Raw genomic sequence first — 22,175 nt, 5'->3', positions numbered from 1 at the left:
GGCCCCGCTATCGCAAGCCAATGCGCAAAAATTATTGCGCTTGTGCCCAGCCACCTCAACCTGAAGCGTAGCGCAAGCGCTCACATTGGCTAATAACGGGTGTTATGATAGGTCGCCGCTATCGCTGCGATGGTTTTTTACAATTTTAACCATCAGGCGTTAGCCCTTAGTCTAATCAGCAAATTATTTCACTGTTATTAGTCAGCAATGGAGATGATCTGAATGTCTTTAATCAACACAGCAGTCCAACCGTTCAATGCAACCGCTTACCTGAACGGCGAATTTGTTGACGTTTCCGATGCCGATTTGCAAGGCAAGTGGAGCATCTTCTTCTTCTACCCAGCCGATTTCACGTTCGTTTGCCCTACAGAGCTTGGCGATTTGGCAGACAACTACGAAGAATTTAAAAAGCTTGGCGTCGAAATCTACAGCGTTTCCACCGACACGCACTTTACCCACAAGGCATGGCACGACAGCTCCGAAACAATCGGCAAGCTGCAGTTTCCCATGATTGCCGATCCCACGCTGCGGATTTCTCGCAACTTTGAAGTACTCATCGAAGACGCAGGCCTGGCCGAGCGCGGCACCTTCGTTATCGATCCTGATGGCAAGATCCAAATTGTTGAAATCAATGCAGGCAACATCGGACGCAATGCTGAAGAGTTGCTGCGCAAGGTAAAAGCCGCCCAATACGTGCGTGCTAACCCCAACGAAGTCTGCCCTGCCAAGTGGAAAGAAGGCGAAGAAACCCTAGCACCGTCGCTGGATCTGGTCGGCAAAATCTAAACGCTTCATGGCGCCGCAATGCGCTCGTTGACGTTTCGCCAGGCACCCGGGTATCGCCCGGGTGTTGCTTTCTATGCACTGTTTTTCCTGTGCCTCAGCACGCTATACCCAGAGTGCGCTGAGCCGCCTTAAAACATTTAAGCCCAGGAATCGGCTGGCCCACCCAGTTGCCGTTACTCACCTTTGCTAGCTACGAGGTCGTCTCGATCATGCTCGACGCCAATCTAAAAGATCAGTTAAAAGCGTATTTGGAAAAAGTCACGCAGCCATTAGAGATCGTCGCCTCGCTGGATGACGGTGACAAATCGCAGGAGTTGCTCAGTCTGTTGCAAGACATTAGCGGCTTGAGCGATAAGCTTAGCCTGTCGACAGAAGGCCAAGACTCTCGCACGCCTTCCTTCGCCATTAACCGGTCTGGCGAAGACACCGGCGTCGTGTTTGCGGGCATCCCCATGGGCCACGAGTTTACCTCGCTGGTGCTGGCCTTGCTTCAGGTAGGCGGACACCCGCCCAAAACCAGTGACGAGGTACTCGACCAGATCCGCGCGCTCGATCGCGAGCTGGTCTTTGAGACCTACTACTCACTGTCTTGCCAGAACTGCCCCGATGTCGTCCAGTCGCTCAATCTGATGGCGGTTGTCAATCCCCATATTCGCCACATTGCCATTGATGGCGCGCTGTTCCAGGACGAGGTCGAAGCCCGCGAAATAATGTCGGTGCCGAGCATTTACCTCAACGGCAAACCGTTTGATCAAGGCCGCATGACCCTTGAGCAAATCATCGCCAAGGTGGATACCGGTGCCGCTGAGCGCGAAGCCAAAAAGCTTAACGCAAAAGCCGCCTTTGACACCCTAGTGATTGGTGGAGGTCCAGCGGGGGCAGCAGCCGCTATTTATTCCGCGCGCAAGGGCATTAACACTGGCGTTGCGGCAGAGCGCTTCGGTGGCCAGGTAGCCGATACCATGGGCATTGAAAACTTCATTTCCGTATCTCATACCGAAGGACCCAAGCTAGTAAGCGCGCTTGAAGAGCACGTGAAAGATTACGAAGTCGACGTGATGAACCTGCAACGCGCCAGCTCGCTAAAAGCCGCCGAAAGCGAAGGTGGCTTACACGAAGTCACGCTGGAATCTGGCGCCACGCTTAAAAGCAAAACCTTGGTATTAGCCACTGGCGCACGCTGGCGGGAAATGAACGTGCCCGGCGAGCAAACGTACCGCAATAAAGGGGTCGCCTACTGCCCGCACTGCGACGGGCCGCTGTTCAAGGGCAAGCATGTTGCGGTGATTGGCGGTGGTAACTCAGGGGTTGAGGCCGCGATTGACCTTGCCGGCATTGTCGGCCACGTCACGCTGATCGAGTTTATGGGGGAGATGCGCGCCGACGCCGTGCTGCAGAAAAAACTCAAAAGCCTATCCAACGTGGATATCATCCTCAACGCCGAGACCACAGAAGTCACCGGCGACGGTAGCCGCGTGAATGGTTTGACCTATAAAGACCGTACCAACGATGAGATTAAACACGTCGTGCTGGAAGGCATCTTTGTGCAAATCGGCCTGGTGCCCAACACCGAATGGCTTAAAGGCTCGCCCATTGAGATGAGCCCACGCGGCGAAATCATCGTTGATGCCCACGGCATGACGTCGGTGCCGGGTATTTTCGCTGCTGGCGATGTCACCACTGTGCCTTACAAGCAGATTGTGATTGCCATGGGCGAAGGTGCCAAAGCCTCACTGGGCGCCTTTGATTACCTTATACGCCACTAACTCCATGGTTTTTTGAGCACGCTAATGGATAGGTTCCTTTGACGTCATTAACTACGTCGCGCCCGCTACCTAGCGGGCGTTTTTTTGTGTGGAATCATCCATTCGTTGTCGTGCCACGGTGCCATTAACGCTTGCACCTGAATGACACTCAAAGCGATTAGTTGACATCGTCCCCCGAACGGTAGCACTGGGCATCAATGTCAATCTATCACTTGCATGGATATCACCGTCTAGGTGGCCACCTATACAGATATGCCCGCCCTCCAGATCAGCACAAACAATGCTGCTGGGGCTCAGTTGAATCAGTTGATTTTTAGCAATAACGGCGCCCACAACGCGCCCCTTGATCGACACGCTCTCATGGGCAATGACTTTTCCGGCTATTTGCGTTGCGACGCCCAGGTGACTTCCTTCTCTGCGATCTTCAAACGACTTAGCGCCGTCATATTGCGAAGGCTCGCCACGCGACTCGGATACATTGAGCGATTCGGCCAGCGGCAATATATCGCCAGCCCCAGACAACGCAACGGCATCGGTCAAGGTGTTCAGGCCTGAGGTGTTATGGCGGGTCCCTGTCCGTTTTTTTAACTTTTTACGCTTACCATCCAGAATGATCATCGTCATTACTGCAACACCCAGCAAAATCAGCCATGTTTCAATACCCATGAGATGCGACGCCCCCGCCTTTAATTAAGCATAAAGGTTATAGACCCGAAGCTGATAGGTTAACGGCGAGAATACAAGGCGAGTTGCGCGGTATCTTTACGCTTCGATTTGCAGATGAGCAGCGTAGATTAAAAAACTCACCTATATGGCTGCCATCATTTTGGCATTTACGCGTTGGCACACGGCCCCACCCGACAGGAACATCGCATGTTCAGTAAAGCTAAATCCACTGCCGCGCATCAAAGCGCGACCGCCACTGAAGAAAAAATACCGTATCCCGAGCAAAAAAGCCTGCCCACAGCGTCACGGCAAAGCACGTCGGTGATTGGTAGCAATACCCAGGTCCATGGTGACATTAATAGCGACGAAGACATTACCATCGAAGGGCAGATCACCGGCGTCGTGACCTGCAAACAACACACCGTGACACTTGGCAGCAACGGCAGCCTAAATGGCGATGCCTATGCGCATACCCTGCGCATTTCGGGTAGCGTAGAAGGCAACTTGGTTGCCCTGCATAAAGTAACGGTTCATGACGGGGCGAATGTGACGGGCACCATTACGACACCATGTCTCGTTCTGGAAGACGGCAGCGTTTTCCATGGCAGCATTGATATGAACCCCGATAACGACGTTTTCGCCAGCGTTTTTACATCGCAGCAGCTAAAGGGCGGGAGCGGGAAGGCTAAAAGCGACCACAACCGCGCTGATACGCAAAGTACCAGTCTCCCGGTTAACGACGGCTATGGAAGCGAAAAAACCGACTCACTTTAGGGCGCGCACACAGGGCAAGCAGGGTCTCTCGGCAGATTAAAATGCCGCCAGTGTCCGCTTAGCGCGTCGAAGTGTGATAGCCCCTGATGCGCCTTGCCTGCCCCGCTCAGCAGCTTGAACGCCTCCACCGCTTGAAAACAGCCGATAATGCCGACCAACGGTGCCATGACGCCACTTTCCGCGCAGCTTAGCGCCTCATCACCTTGTCCATCAGGGGGATACAAACAGGCGTAACAGGGCGCATCGGGCACGCGAGGATCAAACACCGCCAACTGACCAGAAAAACGGATGGCTGCACCGGATACCAACGGCACCTTGGCTTTTTGCGTGGCGACATTAATCGCGTAGCGGCTAGAGAAACGGTCTGTACAGTCGAGCACCACATCGGCGGTGGCCGCCAAACGCTCAAGTTGCTTCCCGTCAGCGTGGTCAGCCACAACACTCACACGGCACTGGGGATTGAGCGCCTGCATGCTGGCCTTCGCCGAAGCGGCTTTGTTTTGACCTAGGCTCGTCTGTTGGTGGGCAATTTGACGCTGCAAGTTGGACAGCTCAACACTGTCTGCATCTACCAGCGTAATATGCCCAACCCCCGCCGCCGCTAAATACAGTGCCGCAGGTGACCCCAAGCCACCGGCCCCGATAATCAGCGCATGGCTATCGATCAGCCGCTGCTGACCGCCGATATCTACTTCCGGTAACATAATTTGACGGCTGTAACGAAGCAGCGTGGGGTCGTCCATCATGGGCTACTTTTCCTCGAATTCCTCAAACTTGGGCACATGCAGGCTAAAGCTCTCTTTAACCTCCTCCATGACCACGTAGCTTTTCGACTCTTTGACACCGGGCAAGGTCAAGACGACATCGCCGAGCAGCTGACGATACGCCGACATTTCCGGGATACGACACTTTAGAATGTAATCAAACTGCCCCGACACCAAGTGACATTCCTGAATTTGCGGCAGCTTTTCCACCGCGCGCCTGAATTCATCGAAAACGGCAGGCGACTGGGTTTCCAGGCTAATCTCGACAAACACCAGTAAGTTGGCTTTGAGCGCCTGAGGGTCGAGTATCGCCTGATAGCCGCGAATAATCCCTGCTTTTTCCAAGCGTTTAACCCGCTCTAGGCAAGGCGTAGTGGAAAGGCCCACCTCGGTGGCTAAATCCACGTATGAAATTCGCGCGTTTTCCTGCAGGCAGCGCAGAATTTTTAAATCGATACGGTCCAGCGTTTTATTTTTTGCTTTCATGGCAGGATCCATTGCTGATGAATCAGGCGGTTGAAGATAAACAGCCAAGGTGTCTGTCGGGTTTGGCCGGTCGTTACGAGAAACTCGCAGTAAATCAAAGTTAAATCTGAAAGACGCCTAGCGTAACGCGTTCGTTGCCTCCCAGGTCACAAACACTTTCAACGTTGTGGTAGCCCGCCGCATGCATCGCCTCGCGTAGTGCGGCGGCCTGGTCATAACCGTGCTCAAGCATTAACCAACCCGAAGCGGATAAGTAAGCCTTCGCCGTTACGATAAGGTGTAGCAAATCGGCCATGCCGTCGGCCTTGGCGACGAGAGCAGATGCCGGCTCAAAACGCACGTCACCCTGCTTCAAATGAGGATCGTCAGCCGCGATATAGGGCGGGTTGCCGACAATAATATCGAAGGTGGCGGCTTTATGGGGCGAAGCAAAGGCACTAAACCAATTGCTTTGCTGAAAGCTGGCATTGCCAAGCCCCAGCTGTTCGGCATTCGTTTGTGCTAACGCCACCGCGGCGGGGAGCAGGTCCACGCCCATAATCTGCCAACCGGGCCGTTCGCTGGCAAACGCCAGGGCAATTGCCCCTGTTCCGGTGCCGATATCCAGCAAACGACCGCTGGATGAGTCTGCTCGGCTTAACGCCAATTCAACCAGTGTTTCGGTATCGGGTCTGGGAATCAGCGTATCCCGCGACGTAGCGAGGTTTAGGCCCCAAAATTCGCGCTGCCCGGTCAAATAAGCGACGGGCACCCCCTGGGCTCGGGCTGCAACGAGGGCATCAAACCGCGCGTGCTGCCAGGTTGAGCAGCTTTTGTCTCCCCAGGTATACAGCCAGGTGCGATCGCGCTTCACGACATGGCCCAACAGTACCTCGGCATCCAGCCGCGCGCTGGTCGAGCCTGCATTAGCTAGCCGTTCAGCGGCTTTTCTTAGCAAGGCATCCAGTGTCATCAGGCATTCTGCAGGGCGGATAATTGTTCCGCCTGATACTCATGCACCAGCGGGTCAATGACGTCATCGAGCTGCTCACCGCTGACCACTTCGGTTAACTTATACAACGTGAGGTTGATGCGGTGATCGGTAATTCGCCCTTGAGGAAAATTATACGTGCGAATACGCTCACTGCGATCACCCGAACCCACCAACGAACGGCGAGCATCGGCCTGGCTCTGGCGCTGGGCATCTTGTGCGCTTTGTTTCAATTTCGCCGCCAGCAACGACATCGCCTTGGCGCGGTTCTTGTGCTGGCTGCGCTCTTCCTGACATTCGACGACTACGCCCGACGGCAAGTGGGTAATGCGAATTGCCGAGTCGGTGGTATTGACGTGCTGACCGCCCGCGCCGCTGGAGCGGAAGGTATCGACTCGCAAATCTGCAGAGTTGATATCCACATCGCCAACATCGTCAACTTCTGGCATCACAGCCACGGTACACGCCGAGGTGTGAATACGCCCCTGGGATTCGGTCGCGGGGACGCGTTGCACGCGGTGGGCGCCCGACTCGAACTTCAAGCGGGCATACACACCGTCGCCTTTGACCCGCGAAATAACTTCTTTATATCCACCCTGCTCGCCGTGACTGGCACTGACGACTTCCACACGCCAGCCACGCTTTTCGGCATAGCGGGAATACATGCGGAAAAGATCACCGGCAAACAACGAGGCTTCATCGCCGCCGGTACCCGCGCGGACTTCCAAGTAAACCCCGCGACCATCATCCGGGTCTTTGGGCACTAGCAGCCGTTTAAGCTCTGTATCCAGCGTGTCCAACTGCTCGCGACCGTCGTCAATCTCCATCTCAGCGAGCTCACGTATCTCCGGGTCGCTGTCCTGGCTGAGCTGCTGCGCTGCCTCGATATCGCTTTCAATGCGACGATAGCGCTGCCAGGCACCTACCAACTCATCAAGCTCTGAATATTCACGGGAGTAGTCACGAAAACGTTGCTGATCGTGAATCACCTCAGGGTCAGACAGCAGCATTGACAGCTCTTCAAACCGGTCGGCAAAACTATCTAAACGTTGGCGCAGAGTTTCTTTCATGCGGGCGTGTCATCCTTCTGGCGATTGGCCGTCGATGTCGATGGTTTCTCAAAGGCGGGCTTAGGCGGCATCAAGAGGCGCGGCGCCGCCTCCAATAACACGTGATCCTCTTGAGATGCGGCATCGCGCAGCGTTTGTGTCGGTTGATGCATCAGCCGATTGGCCAGCTGGTGGGCCAGGCGCTCGACGACCTTGGCCGGGTCTTCGCCGCGCGCCAATCGCTCCAAGGCCTGATCTCGTGCTGTATCACGCAGCGACTCCCCGTGACGGCGGTAGCCGCGAATAAGCTCGCCGCCATGACGAATGCGCCGCTCATGCTGCCAGCCGCTAACACCATGCTCAATCAGAGACTCAGCTTGGTCGGCTGCCACTTGGCGATGGCGGCGGTTTTCCTGAATGACTTCTTCAAGGTCATCAACTGTGTAGAGGAAAACATCGGCAAGCTCACCCACCTCAGGCTCGATATCGCGCGGCACGGCAATATCAACCATGAACACCGGGCGATGACGGCGTTTTTTCAGGGCACGCTCAACCATTCCCTTGCCCAAAATTGGCAGTGGTGCCGCCGTCGAGGAAATGACGATATCGGCCTCTTCCAACGCGGCCGGAATCTCCGGCAGAGTAATCGCGGTGCCGCCTAACGGCCCCGAAATTTTCTCGGCTCGCTCGCGGGTACGGTTAGCAACCGTCAGTTTGCGAACTCCCGCCTCATGGAGATGCCGGGCGACTAACTCGATGGTTTCTCCTGCCCCGATCAGCAGCGCCCGCGAGCGACCAAAGTCGTCGAAAATCCGGCTTGCCATACTGACCGCCGCATAAGCCACCGACACCGGGTTTTTACCGATACCGGTTTCCGTACGCACCTGTTTGGCAACCGCAAAGGTATGCTGGAATAACCGCTCAAGCTCACTACCCAGCCCCTGAGCTTCACGGGCCTGCTGATAGGCGTCTTTCAACTGACCAAGAATTTGCGGCTCACCCAGCACCATGGAATCCAGTCCCACGGCCACGCGCATCAGGTGGCGTACCGCTTCGTTGTCCAGGTAGTGGTAGGCGCAGCGGGTCAACTCATCCACTTTTAATTGATGAAAGCGGCCCAGCCAGTCAAGTACGATTTGCTCACCCGCCGCGTTAGTGACGCAATAAAGCTCTGTGCGGTTACAGGTCGATAGCACCGCCGCCTCGCTGATTTGCGGCAGCGCACGCAATTCCGCCAGCGCGTGGTCGAGCTGCGCCGGTGTGAAAGCAACTTGTTCCCGCACGGCTACGCTGGCGGTGCGATGATTAATTCCCAGGGCAAGGAGCGTCATGGGGTATGCGTCTTCGCTAGTATGTCGGTCTTCACGTCAGTTTGGGCTTGCTCGGGCAAGTCTAAGCAGCGATGGTGAGGGCTAAATGCCGCTCGATAAAGTGGGTTATCTTACCACAGCACACAATGATCTGGCGCACACCACTTTGCCGCAGGCGGGCAAGCCGCTATGCTGAGCACTCGGCCACCTGATTGAGACCCGCATGCCACCACGTTTGCTGCTATTCCCCCTGGCCGCCATCACGCTATTCGTGAGCGGCTGTCAGTTGTCGCCCAATGCCCACGATGAGCGGCTGCCGTTTACCGATGACCCCATGCGTAACGCCCCGCCCATTTCGCAGGGGCTGGACGCTGCCGGCTTAAGCACGCTGCTGCAGGCAGAGTTTGCTGGGCAGCGCGGCGACTTCAAGCGCGCAAGCCAAGGCTACCTTGAAGCTGCAGAACGCTTCGGCGCGGAGGAACTGGCTGAGCGAGCGACCTTTGCCGCTCGCTTTAGCGATGACGACAGCCTGATTGAGGAGGCAGCACAGGGCTGGAAAGCGCTCAACCCTCAGGCCGAAACCCCGAACCGGCTGTTGGCTGCTCTATCGCTGCAACAGGGCAATTGGCTAGAAAGCCTGGAGCGCCGTCTCGCCTTGACAGCGGCCAACCAGGATGGCGAGCTAACCGGCTTTGCTGAAACGGCGATTGCTGAACAGGGCCCGCTTGACAGCTTGCTGAACCGCCTCGTCGAGCACTTAAATCAAACGCCGCCCAGCGACCCAGTGCAGCAAGCCGATGCACTGCTGGCGGCTGCACTTTGGGAAGCGGCATTGGGGCGTACCGAGCAAGCCCGTGGCTACCTTGATCAAGCCTCTGGTTTGACTGAGCGGCCCACGCTGCTACTGGTAGAAGGTCAGCTGGCATTTGAAACCGACAATCCCGCCAGGGCGCGTCAGGCGGCCCAGCAAGGCCTGCAGGACAACCCAGACGATGTGCGCTTTTTACTGCTGCTGGCTCAAGCCGAGATCCGCCTTGATAATCTGGACGCCGCCCAACAGCAAACCGATGCGCTGCTCGACCGTCATTCAGGCAGCGATGCATTGCGGGTCGCCCTGGCGCAGCTTTACTTAGATGAGGGTTATGCCGCCCCCGCGCAGCGCCTACTCAAGCCACTGGTGGGTCAAGATAATACGCCTAACCTGGCCTATTATTTACTTGGGTTAATCGCCCAGTCCGAAGACGACACCGAGAACGCGCTGCTCTACTATCGTCAGGTAGATGGTGGCGAGGAGTTTTTACCGGCACGCGCTACAGCGGCGCAAATGCTCATCGATGACGACCGGCTAATCGACGCGCGCGCCTTCTTGCGCGTCGAGCGCATGCGTCATGAAGATTACTTTAGCGACTTAGTTAAACTGGAAGTACAGTTGCTCGACGAACTCGGCCGCACCGCTGACGCAGAAGCTCTGCTCGCCCGCGAACTAACGCGCACGCCCGATGACACTGAGCTGCTTTACCATCGAGCAATGCGTGCCTGGGAGATGGGTGACGTTGAGCAAATGGAACAGGATCTGCGCCACGTAATCAGCATCGAACCCGACAACGCCGTGGCACTCAATGCGCTAGGTTATACCCTAGCGGATCTGGATCTTCCTGACCGCCTGGAGGAAGCTCGCGAATTGATTGAGCGCGCCTACAAGCTAGATGCTGATAATCCAGCCGTTCTCGATAGCCTCGGCTGGGTGCACTACCGCCTCGGCGACCCTCAGGAAGCGCTCACTTGGCTGGAACGAGCTTATTCACGCATGCCCGATCAGGAAATTGCCGCTCACCTGGCTGAAGTACTGCATGCCCTTGGACGAAGTGACGAAGCGCGCCAGATTATCAATGACGTACAGCAGCGCACCGCAAACCACCCAACCATTGATGCATTAATACAGCGCTATCCCGAACTCGACCCGGCAGATTCCCTCTAACGCGAGCCGAATGCCATTCTTTAATGCGATCGCCGTTGACCAATTAACTGACAAGGAGTCCGACATGCACACCTCTTCAATTTTTATTCCGAGCCATCCTTTACGCCGCGCCTCAAGGCTGATGGCCTGTGCGGTGGCGGTATTACTCGCCGGGTGTGCCACCCAGGCACCGCAAGATGAAAGCGGTCGACAAGCCGGTGACTGGGAGGCCCAAGAGGCCGAGGTTGAAGCACTCGACACCTGGACCCTGGTAGGTAAGGCCGGGCTACGCACTCCTGACGAAAACACCAGTGCCAACCTCGACTGGAATCAGCATCCGCATTACTTTCGCATGCTGATTAGCGGTCCCTTTGGCGGTGGCCGTACCGTGTTGGAAGGCAGCGAGGGGCGCTTCTCGCTGTCTAACGGCGACGGCCAGTTTGAAGCAGAAACCCCAGAAGCACTGATGGAAGAACAACTCGGCTGGTCACTGCCGGTCCGCGCCATGCCCGACTGGACGCGCGGCCTGCCCGGGGATGACGACAACTACCAGTTGGAAACCGATGAGTTTGGCTTCCCAAGCCACCTGGAACAGGATGGTTGGGAAATTGACTATCGCGAATGGGAGCAATACAACGGGCTTTGGCTACCGCGCCGCCTGGTCATGAACTATGACGATATTCGCATCACCCTAATCGTCAATGAGTGGCGTCCCACGGATGACGAGGACGAATAAGCCAAGCCATTATGACGACCTTAACGCTGCCCGCGCCCGCCAAGCTGAATCGGCTGTTACACATTACCGGCCGTCGTGAAGACGGCTACCATCGGCTGCAAACGCTGTTTCAGATCGTTAACTTGTGCGACCAGTTGACACTTAGCGCGCGCGATGACGGCATCATCCAACTAATTAGCCGTGTGCCTGGCGTCGCCGATAGCGACAATCTGATCGTACGTGCCGCACGGCTGCTCCAGCAGGCCAGCGGCACCCGACAGGGCGCGACGCTGGCATTGGACAAAAAGCTACCCATGGGTGGCGGGCTTGGCGGCGGCAGCTCCGATGCGGCCACAACGCTACTGGGCCTCAATGTGCTCTGGCAGCTGGGTTTTTCGCTTGATGAGCTGGCCCAACTGGGGCTACAGCTAGGCGCTGATGTCCCCGTATTTGTGTATGGCCGTAGTGCCTGGGCGGAAGGCGTTGGAGAGCAGCTTACGCCGGTCATGCTCGACACCCCCTGGTTTGTGATTATTCACCCCGGCGTTAGCGTTTCAACGCCTGCTGTATTCAAGGACCCGCAATTGACACGCGACAGCCGCCCCATTACTATGGCGCGCGCACTGCAGGGGGGAGCGTCGGAGTGGCGCAACGACTGTGAAGCCGTGGTCAAACAGCGCTATCCAGCCATTGCGGAAACGCTAGACTGGCTATCACAGCATGCACCGAGCCGGTTAACCGGCACAGGGGCCTGCGTGTTTGCTGCATTTGAGAATGCGCAGACGGCATACGCAGTTGCCGAGGCGGCGGGCCATCACGGACCAGCCTGGGTAGCACGCGGACTCAACACCTCTCCTCTACATGATGCTTTGGGCTGCTGATTCGCCCGGTCATCGCATTAGGTTATTACTGGGGTATCGCCAAGTGGTAAGGCACCGGTTTTTGGTATCGGCATTCCCAGGTTCGAATCCTGGTACCCCAGCCAACCTAACGTTGACCTGCGTTTTCCTCCCTGATCCCCAACACTGCAAAGGTGGCTGCGCGTGTCAAAATTGATGGTTTTCGCCGGGAACGCTAATCCCGAACTCGCTCAAAAAATTGCCGAGAGCTTAGACAGCCGAATGGGTAATGCCACGGTGGGTCAATTCAGCGACGGTGAAATCGCGGTCGAGATCAATGAGAACGTGCGCGGTAAGGATGTCTTCATCCTGCAATCCACCTGTGCGCCGACCAACGATAACTTGATGGAACTGATCCTGATGGTCGACGCCCTGCGGCGCGCCTCAGCCACTCGCATCACGGCCGTGCTGCCCTACTTTGGCTATGCACGCCAGGACCGACGCGTGCGTTCGGCGCGGGTACCCATTTCCGCCAAGGTAGTGGCCGATATGATGGTTAAGGCTGGCGTAGACCGCGTCATGACCATGGACCTGCACGCCGATCAGATTCAAGGCTTTTTCGACGTGCCGGTTGATAACGTTTACGGGTCGCCTATTTTGCTCGACGACATTGAACGTCAGAACTACAGCGACCTGGTAGTGGTATCCCCCGACGTTGGCGGCGTAGTTCGCGCTCGCGCCATCGCCAAACAGCTTAACGCCGATTTGGCCATTATCGATAAGCGTCGCCCCCAGGCTAACCAAGCCCAGGTGATGCACATCATCGGTGAAATCGAAGGCCGCACCTGTGTGGTCGTCGACGATATGATCGACACCGCCGGCACGCTTTGCAAAGCCGGAGAAGCGCTAAAAGATCACGGTGCCAAGCGCGTTGTTGCTTACGCCACGCACCCGATATTATCCGGCCCTGCCGTCGATAATATTACCAACTCGGTACTTGATGAAGTGGTGGTGACCGACACCATCCCGCTCTCCGACACAGCGCGGCGCAGCGGCAAAATTCGTCAATTGAGTGTTGCTGGCTTGATCGCGGAAGCTATCCGCCGGGTCAGCAATGAAGAATCTGTCAGCGCGATGTTCCACTAATCGGCTGACACCATAGCCCGGCAACGGGCCCCTGGAAGCGTCGTCGTCTGGTCGCGGGCGGCGGCGTTTCCTTACTTAAACCAAGAGGCACATTTCATGTCTGATTTTAGTTTGATAGCCAGCGTTCGTAATGACCTGGGGAAAGGTGCGAGCCGCCGCCTGCGTCGTGCGAACCAACAGGTACCGGCCGTTGTTTACGGCGGTGAAAAAGACGCGCAGTCAATTGCCGTCGAAAAAACCGCTTTCTACAAAGCGATTGAAGACGAGTCATTCTTCTCCTCGGTCATCACGCTCGTGATTGAAGGCAAGGAAGAGCAGGTAGTGGTACGTGACCTTCAGCGTCACCCGTACAAGCCGCTGCTGACCCACGCCGACTTCCTGCGTGTTGATGCCACCCACGAAATCACCATGAATGTGCCGCTGCACGTCATCGGTGAAGACGTGTGTGTCGGCATCAAGGATCAGGACGGCGAACTGCACGTTCTTGCTAACGAAGTGGCGATTAGCTGCTTGCCGAAAGACCTTCCTGACTACCTGGAAGTTGACATCAGCAAAGCTGAGATCGGCACGACGCTGCACCTGTCTGACCTGACTCTGCCGGCAGGCGTCACCTCGGTGGATCTGTCTCATGGCGAAGAGCATGACAACGCGGTACTCAGCATCACCAAGATGAAAGTTCGTACTACCGACGAAGACGAAGACGGTGAAAGCGCAAGCGACAGTGAAGGCGAAGAAGACAACAGCGCCGAGTAAGCTGTCTGCGTGGGCCGTCCCCGCACGGCCCTCGTGATGTTACGATCAAGCGCTTCGGCGCTTGATTTTTTTTGTGGCCGCCACAAGGCGTCATCAAAAACGTTCTCCCAGAATTTTTGTTGGAGGTGGGAAATGAGCCAGGTAACGGCCATCATTGGACTCGGCAACCCCGGAGCTAACTATGAGGCAACGCGCCACAACGCCGGCTTTTGGCTCGTCGATGCGATTGCCCGCAGCACCCATGGTGAACTACGCCCGGAAAAGAAGTTCCTCGGCCATTATGCCAAGGTGCGCGTCGGTGACCATGAGCTGCACTTACTCAACCCCACCACCTTTATGAACCGCAGCGGTGCAGCCGTCGCTGCTCTGTGCCAGTTTTTCAAACTTACCCCTGACAATTTATTGGTGGCCCACGACGAACTCGACCTGCCGCCAGGCCAGGCACGTTATAAAACCGGTGGCGGCCATGGCGGCCACAATGGACTGCGCGATATCATCAGCGCACTGGGCAACCAAAAACAGTTTCACCGAGTACGTATCGGCATTGGCCACCCGGGGGATGCAAGCCAGGTCACCAATTATGTACTAGGTCGCGCTGGAAAGGCTGAGCAAACGGCTATTGAGCGCGCCATCGACGAGTGCCTAGCAACCTTGCCCTCGGTCCTGGCTGGCGACTGGGCCAAAGCCATGAACCAACTACACAGCCTAAAGCCATAACATTTCACCAGTGGTTGGCAGCGGGCTGATCTCGTAGAATGGCGATTAATTTTACGCCCTACCATCTCTTTTCAGGAACATTTTATGGGTTTTAACTGCGGCATCGTCGGGCTGCCCAACGTCGGCAAGTCCACACTGTTCAATGCGCTTACCAAATCAGGCATCGACGCAGAAAACTTTCCCTTCTGCACCATCGAACCCAACGTAGGGATCGTGCCTATGCCCGACCCGCGGCTTAATGCCCTTGCCGAGATCGTCAAACCGCAGAAAGTCCTGCCGACAACGATGGAGTTTGTCGATATCGCAGGCCTGGTGGCAGGCGCCTCAAAAGGCGAAGGGTTGGGCAACAAGTTTCTAGCCAATATCCGCGAAACCCAAGCCATCGCTCATGTGGTGCGCTGTTTCGACAATGACAATGTGATCCACGTGGCCAACCAGGTTGATCCACGCGCCGATATTGAGACGATTAATCTTGAGCTTGCACTCGCCGATTTAGACACCGTCGAAAAGGCCAGCCAGCGCCTTGTCCGCTCGGTGAAGGGCGGCGATAAAGAGGCGATTGCCACCAAGGAGATTCTTGACCGTATCCAGCCGCACGTGGCTGAAGGCTTACCGCTACGTAGCTTTGGCTTATGCGAAGACGAGCAACGTCAGGTAAAAAGCTTCGGTTTTTTGACCTTGAAGCCCACCATGTACATCGCCAACGTCAATGAAGACGGTTTCGAGAACAATCCTTATCTGGATGTCGTTCACGAAATCGCTGCCGAGGAAGGCGCTGTGGTGGTGCCGGTATGCAACCAGATCGAAGCCGAAATCGCCGAACTGGATGACGAAGAACGCGAGATGTTTTTAAGTGAGATGGGGATGGACGAACCCGGTTTGGACCGTGTGATTCGCGCCGGCTATGCGCTGCTCGGCCTGCAGACCTATTTCACGGCGGGCGTTAAGGAAGTGCGCGCCTGGACTGTTAAGCAAGGAGCCACCGCGCCTGAAGCCGCCGGTGCTATCCATACCGACTTCCAGAAAGGCTTTATTCGCGCGGAGGTCGTCGCCTTTGATGATTTTGTTTCCCTGGGCGGCGAGCAAGGCGCCAAAGATGCAGGCAAATGGCGCCTTGAAGGTAAGGAGTATATCGTCAAGGACGGTGACGTCGTGCATTTTCGTTTCAATGTGTAGCGGCTCTCGCCAACTAATGCTTGACGGACTCGGCAGCGCTGAGTAATATTCGCCCCCGTTGAATGGCTACGTAGCTCAGCTGGTTAGAGCACATCACTCATAATGATGGGGTCCCCTGTTCAAATCAGGGCGTAGCCACCAAGCGAACATTAAAAGCCCGCTGACACTGTCGGCGGGCTTTTTTGTTTGCCGGTAGCTAAAGGTTCTAGCTTAACGTCGAGCGGTTTAAAAACCCCACCAGCGCACGGGTTAGATACTCAACGTCTTGAGTCCCTGCGGTTTCCCGAATCGAGTGCATCGCCCACTGAGACAGACCCACATCCATAGTGGGCACGCCGACCTCGGTGGCGGTAACCGGCCCGATGGTGGTACCGCAGCCCATGTCTGATCGCGTCACAAACGACTGTACCGGCACGTCGGCATCGCGACAAACATCGCGGAACAGTGCGCCCGTCACGCTATTGGTCGCATAGCGCTGGCTGGCATTGACCTTGATCACCGGCCCGCCGTTAAGCGACGGCCCATGCAACTCGTCGTGCTTATCACGGAAGTTGGGATGCAGCCCGTGGGCGTTATCACAGGAGATCATCAGCGACGACTGAGTCAGCTGCACCAGCGATTCCTCAGTCGCCCCTCCCACCTGCGCATTGAGGCGCTTCAGCACATCGCCCAAGAAGGGACCTTGTGCACCGCAGGCAGTCGCACTGCCCACTTCTTCATGATCATTGGCGACCAGCAGCGCGCCTTGCTGCCCATCGCAGTCAAGCAACGCTTCCAGGCCCACAAAACATGACAGCAAATTGTCCAGCCGCGCGCTGGCAATCAGCTCCTGGTTGACGCCCACCAGGGAAGGTGGCTGCACATCGTAAAAGCCCAGCTCAAAATCGACGATATCCACGGCGCGTAAGCCATGCTCGGCTTCCAGCCATCGTGCCAACAGGTCCTGGAGCTTGTCTGTATCGCTCTGCAGCAGCACCGGCGCCATTTGGGTTTGGGGGTTGATGCTACGCCCTGCATTCACATCGCGGTCAAGGTGAATCGCAAGGCTCGGAATGATCGCTACCGGGTGATCAACGTTAAGGAGCATACTCTCAAGCTGTCCATCAGCATGGCGGATATGCACCCGCCCAGCTATGCCTAAGTCGCGGTCAAACCACGGGGCAAGCAACGCGCCGCCATACACCTGCACCCCCAACTGCAACCAACCGGCGGCATACTGGGTGGCATTAGGCTTTAAATGTAGGCCGGGGCTATCCGTATGCGCTCCTATCATGCGCAAATCCCGTAGCGCTCCCGAGGGAAGTTGAAAGGCAATCAGCGATGAATCGTTGCGCGTCACGTAGTAGCGCTGACCGGGCATCAACTGCCAATTGGCCGTCTCTTCCAGTCGCTGAAAACCAGCGTGCTCTAAACGCTCAGCCATCGCACCCGTGGCATGCCAAGGCGTAGGTGACTGGCGTAAAAACTCGCATAACCGCGCGACGCGATCAGCGTTGAATGTTTCGGACATAGAAATCCCCATTAGCGACATGATTGAGTCTCAGCGAAGCAGACGACCTGCTACAATGCTCCTTCGGCCTTCGCAACTCATAGGTCAGATGCGGGTCTAGGAAAGCATGAGTGTACACAAATCCGGGAGAGCTTGACTGATGAGCTTGTTTGCAACGCTTTCGCGCTCGGTCGCCCTAACCGTCATGCTGGTCGTCACCAGCTCGACGGCGTTAGCGCAACTTGAGCCGACCGAAGAACAGCGCCAAGCGGCGGTAGAGATTGCCGACTCGCTCCGTTACGGGCACTACGCAGAGGTCAGCTTCGACCAAGCGTGGTCGAAAGAGGCCTTCGACCGTTACTTGGATATCTTAGACGGCCAGCGGGCTTATCTGTTAAGTAGCGATATCGAACCCTATCGCCACCTGGAAACCGATCTGGCCGAGACGCTTTTCGAGGGTGAACTGGATGAGGTATTTGCGCTTTATGATCGTCTCAGCGAGCGCCATACCGCACGCCTTGAGTGGTTACTGGAGCGCCTTGACGACGACACAACGTTCAACTTCGACGGCGATGAACGCCTTGAGCTTGAGCGCGAAGACACTGCCTGGGCCGAAAATGAAAGCGAGCTAGAATCGCTATGGGAAAAACGGCTGAAAAATGATGCTCTGACCCTGGCTTTAACCGACCAGGATGACGAGCAAATCGTCGATAATCTCCGCCAGCGCTACGAGGGCCAGCTCTCCCGCCTGGAGCAAACCGAATCGGAAGACGTCTTTGGCTTGGTCATGGCCGCGGTGACCGGCACCATTGACCCCCATACTAGCTACCTCTCGCCGCGCCAAGGCGAATCGTTCGATATTCAGATGAGCCTGTCACTGGAAGGCATCGGCGCGCTACTCCAGGCAGACGGCGAATACGTCAAAGTATCCAGCTTAGTACCCGGCGGCCCCGCTGAACGCGCTGGTGTTCTGGAGCCCGCCGACCGGATTATTGGCGTAGGTCAAGAAGACGGCGAGATGGTCAACGTTATTGGCATGCGCCTGGATAACGTGGTTGACCTAATTCGCGGCCCCAAAGGCTCCGTTGTTAAGCTTGACGTGGTGCCCGCCCAGGCCGTGGATATGACTCGCTCGCAAACCGTCGAAATCACCCGCGACACGGTTGACTTAGAAGACCAAGCCGCCCAGAGCGAGGTGATTGATGTCGAGCGCGACGGCACCACCCACAGACTGGGGGTTATTGAAATCCCCACTTTCTACGTCGATTTTGACGCCTGGCAGGCGGGAGAAGACGACTACCGCAGCACCACCCGCGATGTAGCCAAAGAGATCGAGCACCTGAAAAGCCAGGACATAGAAGGCATTGTGCTTGACCTGCGTAACAACGGCGGCGGTGCGCTGCAAGAGGCCAATTCGCTAATCGGCCTGTTTATTGATCGCGGCCCCACCGTCCAGGTGCGCGACGCCGACGGCCGTATCAATCTCTACGGCGACAGTGAAGCCGGAACGCTCTACGACGGACCCATGGGCGTGCTGGTCAATCGGCTATCAGCCTCGGCATCAGAGATTCTCGCCGGTGCCATTCAGGATTATGGACGCGGCATCGTGATGGGCAGCTCTACCTTTGGTAAAGGCACGGTCCAGACGCTAAGCGATTTGAATCATGGTGAAATCAAACTCACCCGCGCTAAGTTCTATCGTATTTCGGGTGAGAGCACCCAGAACCGTGGCGTCGAGCCTGACATCGACTTCCCTTCCCTGCTCGACCCGGAGCGCATTGGCGAAAGCAGTCTGGACAATGCGCTGGAATGGGACACGGTTCAAGACGTTCAATACCGCCGTTACGGTGAGCCCGAACGCTACCTTGATACGCTGTTATCAGCCCATGAGGAGCGCGCGGCGGATAACCCTAATTTCCGCTATCTTGAGCAGCAATCAGCGCTATCGCGTGAGCTCCGTGAGCAAAACACCAGCGTCAGCCTCAACCGTGAACAGCGCGAGCGGGAAACCGAAGCCCAGGAAGCTGAGCAGTTGTCATTGGAAAACCAACGGCGTCGCGCTCTGGGACTCGACGAGCTTGAAGAATGGACCGACGCCCGTGACGAAACACCACTTAGCGATAACGCTGCTGAAGATGACACCAGTAACGGCAACGAAGATGACGATAACGAAGACGACATGCCGGTAGAACGAGCCCACGTACTTGAAGCCGCTGAAGTTCTGCTGGATTACGCTCAGCTACAAAACGCTCAACGCTACGTAAACCGGTAAGCTGATTAGCGCATCAAAGGAAGATGCTTCGACAGCGCCGATGCCAATCAATGGCAACGGCGCTGTTTTAGACGTGTTAACACAGTGCTGCCCGGCGCGTCGGCCGGTCGCCCATGGCGGCCAAACGCTGCGTCAAGCGGGCCAAGTGGGCTGGGCAGCCTTGCTGGGCTGAGTCAATAATACGCCGAGCCCAGTCTGGTAACTGGGGGGATAGCTGGTAATACACCCACTGCCCGTCCCGCTGGTCTACTAGCAGCTCGCATTGGCGGAGCTGTGCTAGGTGACGGGACACCTTAGGCTGAGACGCCTCCAGCGCGTAGGTCAGTTCACACACGCACAGCGATTGCTCCTGGGCAATCAAAAGCACCAGCATTAACCGCGTCTCATCGCTTAAGCACTTGAATACCTGCAACGCATGCAGCGAAGTGGATTTTCCCACCGCTATTATCCCCACCTAGCAAATAATTCGAATAGTTTACGCCAACTGCGTTTACACCAGCAAAGCCGCTGGTAATAAGCGTTAGACAGCCACACAAAATCATCTGAGGCACTATAAGGCAGCAAACGTGCCACATTCACGTCAAAAGACTTTAAAAGAAGAGCTGAATCGACTGGTAGCGTGCGTCAAAAAAGGAAGGACAAAAGGTACTAGATGGCTCCCCGAGCAGGACTCGAACCTGCGACCCAATGATTAACAGTCATTTGCTCTACCAACTGAGCTATCGGGGAACAATAGGACTACCTTAGGGGTAGGTTTTACGCTTCTTGCGGGGCAATTTGGCTCCTCGAGCAGGACTCGAACCTGCGACCCAATGATTAACAGTCATTTGCTCTACCAACTGAGCTATCGAGGAACAATCTAATATTGCCGTGTTTGAGGTAGTTAGTGCATTGGCTCCCCGAGCAGGACTCGAACCTGCGACCCAATGATTAACAGTCATTTGCTCTACCAACTGAGCTATCGGGGAACTGCTCAAACACGGTGCGTAGTATACTCATAGAAATGTTACGGTCAAGCACCGATTCCGCGTCAACGCTAGCCGCCTGTGGGTTGTGTCCGTATAATGCAACGAATCAACTAGCGCCCAAGCGCAACGACACTTCATTCATCCCTCGTCTTTTCGACGACTCATAGATGACAGGTACCGATGGCGAAGAAGCTCTTCATCAAAACGCACGGCTGCCAAATGAACGAGTACGACTCCTCCCGCATGGCGGATCTACTCGGCGTATCTCATCAGCTCGAACTTACCGATAACGAGCGTGAAGCCGATGTCATTCTTCTTAACACCTGCTCCATTCGTGAAAAAGCGCAGGAAAAGGTGTTTCATCAGTTGGGACGCTGGAAAAAACTCAAAGACGCCAATCCCGACCTCGTAATCGGGGTTGGTGGCTGCGTGGCCAGTCAGGAAGGCGAAGCATTGCGCAAGCGCGCGCCTCATGTCGACATGGTGTTTGGGCCGCAAACGCTTCACCGGGTGCCGTCCATGCTGGATGCACGCCGCGACAATCAAATTGCCGCGGTGGACGTTACCTTCCCGGAAATCGAGAAGTTCGACCACCTTCCTAAACCGACCTCAGACGGTGCCACCGCCTTTGTATCGATCATGGAAGGCTGCTCCAAGTACTGCACCTTCTGCGTGGTGCCTTACACCCGTGGCGAAGAAGTCTCGCGGCCGTTTGAAGCGGTGATGGATGAAGTCATCCACCTCTCCGACCAGGGCGTACGCGAAATCAATTTGCTCGGCCAGAACGTCAACGCCTACCGAGGCGAAAACCAGCTCGGCGATGAGATTGACCTTGCCGAACTGATCGCCTGCGTTGCAGCCGTTGAGGGGATCGACCGTATTCGCTTCACCACTTCGCACCCGGTTGAGTTCACCGATAGTCTGGTGGAGGCGTACGCCGATATCCCCGAATTGGTCAGCCACCTGCACCTGCCGGTGCAATCAGGCTCAGACCGCATCTTGAGCGCGATGAAGCGTGGCCACACAGTAGAATCCTACATCGAGAAGATGGAAAGGATTCGCGCCAACCGGCCTGATATCAGTTTCTCTTCCGACTTTATTATCGGCTTCCCTGGCGAAACTGAAGAGGATTTCGAAGCAACGATGGATCTGATCCATCGCATTGGTTTCGACCACTCATTTAGCTTTGTCTACTCGGCGCGCCCCGGCACGCCTGCCGCCGCCCTTGAGGATGAAACACCGGAAAGCGTTAAAAAGCAGCGTCTGGCGATTTTGCAAGAGCGCATTCTCCAGCAAGCCGGGCAAATCAGCCGCCGTATGGTGGGTACCACCCAGCGTATATTGGTGACGGGCTTCTCGCCGAAAGACCCAGGCCAGCTGTCCGGGCGTACCGAAAACAATCGGGTGGTCAACTTCCGTGCCGCCAATCCTACCGAGCTAATCGGCTACTTCGTCGACGTTGAGATCACCGAAGCCCTGCCCAATTCGCTGCGCGGCGAGCTGGCTACCCCGGAGCGTTATTAAATATCGCTTATCCTAGGTAATTGCCCCAACACCCGTTGGGGCAGTAAG

The 22,175-nt window shown here is 56.2% G+C and carries 20 protein-coding genes and 5 tRNA genes; 14 read left to right on the top strand and 11 right to left on the bottom strand.

What is annotated here, in order from left to right:
* Nucleotides 1-222 precede the first annotated feature (222 nt).
* On the top strand, nucleotides 223-786 hold the full coding sequence (ahpC, locus tag GA0071314_RS06340; protein ID WP_074395862.1) for an alkyl hydroperoxide reductase subunit C: 564 nt from the start codon (nucleotides 223-225) through the stop codon (nucleotides 784-786).
* Between the two features lie 209 nt (nucleotides 787-995).
* On the top strand, nucleotides 996-2,552 hold the full coding sequence (gene ahpF / locus GA0071314_RS06335; protein ID WP_074395861.1) for an alkyl hydroperoxide reductase subunit F: 1,557 nt from the start codon (nucleotides 996-998) through the stop codon (nucleotides 2,550-2,552).
* 69 nt (nucleotides 2,553-2,621) lie between these two features.
* Here ahpF and GA0071314_RS06330 read toward each other — a convergent pair whose 3' ends face one another.
* The gene (locus GA0071314_RS06330) at nucleotides 2,622-3,218 is read right to left on the bottom strand and encodes a bactofilin family protein (protein ID WP_074395860.1); all 597 of its coding nucleotides are present in this window, start codon (nucleotides 3,216-3,218) and stop codon (nucleotides 2,622-2,624) included.
* Between the two features lie 207 nt (nucleotides 3,219-3,425).
* Between GA0071314_RS06330 and GA0071314_RS06325 the strand changes: the two genes are divergently transcribed.
* The gene (locus GA0071314_RS06325) at nucleotides 3,426-3,992 is read left to right on the top strand and encodes a bactofilin family protein (RefSeq protein ID WP_074395859.1); all 567 of its coding nucleotides are present in this window, start codon (nucleotides 3,426-3,428) and stop codon (nucleotides 3,990-3,992) included.
* On the opposite strand, the gene GA0071314_RS06320 is transcribed toward GA0071314_RS06325, so the two are convergent.
* From GA0071314_RS06320 to hemA, 5 genes are all read right to left on the bottom strand, one after another.
* Complete coding sequence (locus tag GA0071314_RS06320; protein WP_074395858.1) at nucleotides 3,989-4,738, bottom strand: HesA/MoeB/ThiF family protein; 750 nt, start codon at nucleotides 4,736-4,738, stop codon at nucleotides 3,989-3,991. The genes GA0071314_RS06325 and GA0071314_RS06320 overlap by 4 nt on opposite strands.
* A gap of 3 nt (nucleotides 4,739-4,741) precedes the next feature.
* Nucleotides 4,742-5,242, bottom strand: a complete 501-nt coding sequence (gene lrp / locus GA0071314_RS06315; protein WP_074395857.1) for a leucine-responsive transcriptional regulator Lrp — start codon at nucleotides 5,240-5,242, stop codon at nucleotides 4,742-4,744.
* 100 nt (nucleotides 5,243-5,342) lie between these two features.
* Entirely contained in the window at nucleotides 5,343-6,194 is an 852-nt protein-coding gene (gene prmC / locus GA0071314_RS06310; RefSeq protein ID WP_074395856.1) for a peptide chain release factor N(5)-glutamine methyltransferase, read from the bottom strand.
* Nucleotides 6,194-7,282 carry a peptide chain release factor 1 gene (gene prfA / locus GA0071314_RS06305; protein ID WP_074395855.1) on the bottom strand — a complete coding sequence of 363 codons (1,089 nt, stop codon included), beginning with the start codon at nucleotides 7,280-7,282 and terminating at the stop codon, nucleotides 6,194-6,196. Before prfA ends, prmC begins: the two co-directional genes overlap by 1 nt.
* On the bottom strand, nucleotides 7,279-8,592 hold the full coding sequence (gene hemA / locus GA0071314_RS06300) for a glutamyl-tRNA reductase (protein WP_074395854.1): 1,314 nt from the start codon (nucleotides 8,590-8,592) through the stop codon (nucleotides 7,279-7,281). The genes prfA and hemA overlap by 4 nt, the downstream gene beginning before the upstream one ends.
* Nucleotides 8,593-8,794: 202 nt before the next feature.
* Here hemA and GA0071314_RS06295 point away from each other — a divergent pair, with 202 nt between their 5' ends.
* The 9 genes from GA0071314_RS06295 (at nucleotide 8,795) to GA0071314_RS06255 (ending at nucleotide 16,015) form a co-directional block, all read left to right on the top strand.
* The gene (locus GA0071314_RS06295; RefSeq protein WP_074395853.1) at nucleotides 8,795-10,549 is read left to right on the top strand and encodes a tetratricopeptide repeat protein; all 1,755 of its coding nucleotides are present in this window, start codon (nucleotides 8,795-8,797) and stop codon (nucleotides 10,547-10,549) included.
* 121 nt (nucleotides 10,550-10,670) lie between these two features.
* On the top strand, nucleotides 10,671-11,264 hold the full coding sequence (gene lolB, locus GA0071314_RS06290; protein WP_441316778.1) for a lipoprotein insertase outer membrane protein LolB: 594 nt from the start codon (nucleotides 10,671-10,673) through the stop codon (nucleotides 11,262-11,264).
* An 11-nt stretch (nucleotides 11,265-11,275) separates the two neighbouring features.
* Nucleotides 11,276-12,124: a 4-(cytidine 5'-diphospho)-2-C-methyl-D-erythritol kinase gene (ispE, locus tag GA0071314_RS06285; RefSeq protein ID WP_074395851.1), complete on the top strand. Its 849-nt coding sequence runs from the start codon at nucleotides 11,276-11,278 to the stop codon at nucleotides 12,122-12,124.
* Nucleotides 12,125-12,153: 29 nt separating this feature from the next.
* Nucleotides 12,154-12,228 (top strand) — tRNA-Gln (locus tag GA0071314_RS06280).
* A gap of 58 nt (nucleotides 12,229-12,286) precedes the next feature.
* Nucleotides 12,287-13,228, top strand: a complete 942-nt coding sequence (locus GA0071314_RS06275) for a ribose-phosphate pyrophosphokinase (RefSeq protein ID WP_172822093.1) — start codon at nucleotides 12,287-12,289, stop codon at nucleotides 13,226-13,228.
* Between the two features lie 96 nt (nucleotides 13,229-13,324).
* Nucleotides 13,325-13,981: a 50S ribosomal protein L25/general stress protein Ctc gene (locus tag GA0071314_RS06270; RefSeq protein ID WP_074395850.1), complete on the top strand. Its 657-nt coding sequence runs from the start codon at nucleotides 13,325-13,327 to the stop codon at nucleotides 13,979-13,981.
* Between the two features lie 132 nt (nucleotides 13,982-14,113).
* Nucleotides 14,114-14,698 carry an aminoacyl-tRNA hydrolase gene (pth, locus tag GA0071314_RS06265; protein ID WP_074395849.1) on the top strand — a complete coding sequence of 195 codons (585 nt, stop codon included), beginning with the start codon at nucleotides 14,114-14,116 and terminating at the stop codon, nucleotides 14,696-14,698.
* An 84-nt stretch (nucleotides 14,699-14,782) separates the two neighbouring features.
* Nucleotides 14,783-15,874, top strand: coding sequence for a redox-regulated ATPase YchF (gene ychF, locus GA0071314_RS06260; RefSeq protein WP_074395848.1), 1,092 nt, complete (start codon nucleotides 14,783-14,785; stop codon nucleotides 15,872-15,874).
* A 64-nt stretch (nucleotides 15,875-15,938) separates the two neighbouring features.
* Nucleotides 15,939-16,015: transfer RNA gene (locus GA0071314_RS06255), tRNA-Met, on the top strand.
* Between the two features lie 64 nt (nucleotides 16,016-16,079).
* On the opposite strand, the gene GA0071314_RS06250 is transcribed toward GA0071314_RS06255, so the two are convergent.
* Complete coding sequence (locus GA0071314_RS06250; protein WP_074395847.1) at nucleotides 16,080-17,384, bottom strand: M18 family aminopeptidase; 1,305 nt, start codon at nucleotides 17,382-17,384, stop codon at nucleotides 16,080-16,082.
* A gap of 139 nt (nucleotides 17,385-17,523) precedes the next feature.
* On the opposite strand from GA0071314_RS06250, the gene GA0071314_RS06245 reads away from it, so the two are divergent.
* Nucleotides 17,524-19,635 (top strand): carboxy terminal-processing peptidase, encoded by a 2,112-nt coding sequence (locus GA0071314_RS06245; protein ID WP_074395846.1) that lies wholly within the window; start codon nucleotides 17,524-17,526, stop codon nucleotides 19,633-19,635.
* A gap of 76 nt (nucleotides 19,636-19,711) precedes the next feature.
* On the opposite strand, the gene GA0071314_RS06240 is transcribed toward GA0071314_RS06245, so the two are convergent.
* The 4 genes from GA0071314_RS06240 to GA0071314_RS06225 form a co-directional block, all read right to left on the bottom strand.
* Nucleotides 19,712-20,074 carry a metalloregulator ArsR/SmtB family transcription factor gene (locus GA0071314_RS06240; protein WP_074395845.1) on the bottom strand — a complete coding sequence of 121 codons (363 nt, stop codon included), beginning with the start codon at nucleotides 20,072-20,074 and terminating at the stop codon, nucleotides 19,712-19,714.
* 214 nt (nucleotides 20,075-20,288) lie between these two features.
* Nucleotides 20,289-20,364: transfer RNA gene (locus GA0071314_RS06235), tRNA-Asn, on the bottom strand.
* 49 nt (nucleotides 20,365-20,413) lie between these two features.
* Nucleotides 20,414-20,489: transfer RNA gene (locus GA0071314_RS06230), tRNA-Asn, on the bottom strand.
* 38 nt (nucleotides 20,490-20,527) lie between these two features.
* Nucleotides 20,528-20,603 (bottom strand) — tRNA-Asn (locus GA0071314_RS06225).
* 180 nt (nucleotides 20,604-20,783) lie between these two features.
* Here GA0071314_RS06225 and miaB point away from each other — a divergent pair.
* Nucleotides 20,784-22,127 (top strand): tRNA (N6-isopentenyl adenosine(37)-C2)-methylthiotransferase MiaB, encoded by a 1,344-nt coding sequence (miaB, locus tag GA0071314_RS06220; RefSeq protein ID WP_074395844.1) that lies wholly within the window; start codon nucleotides 20,784-20,786, stop codon nucleotides 22,125-22,127.
* The last annotated feature ends 48 nt before the right edge of the window (nucleotides 22,128-22,175 follow it).

This window comes from Halomonas sp. HL-93 (assembly GCF_900086985.1).
GTDB lineage: Bacteria > Pseudomonadota > Gammaproteobacteria > Pseudomonadales > Halomonadaceae > Vreelandella.
This window is presented reverse-complemented; position numbering and strand designations above follow the sequence as displayed.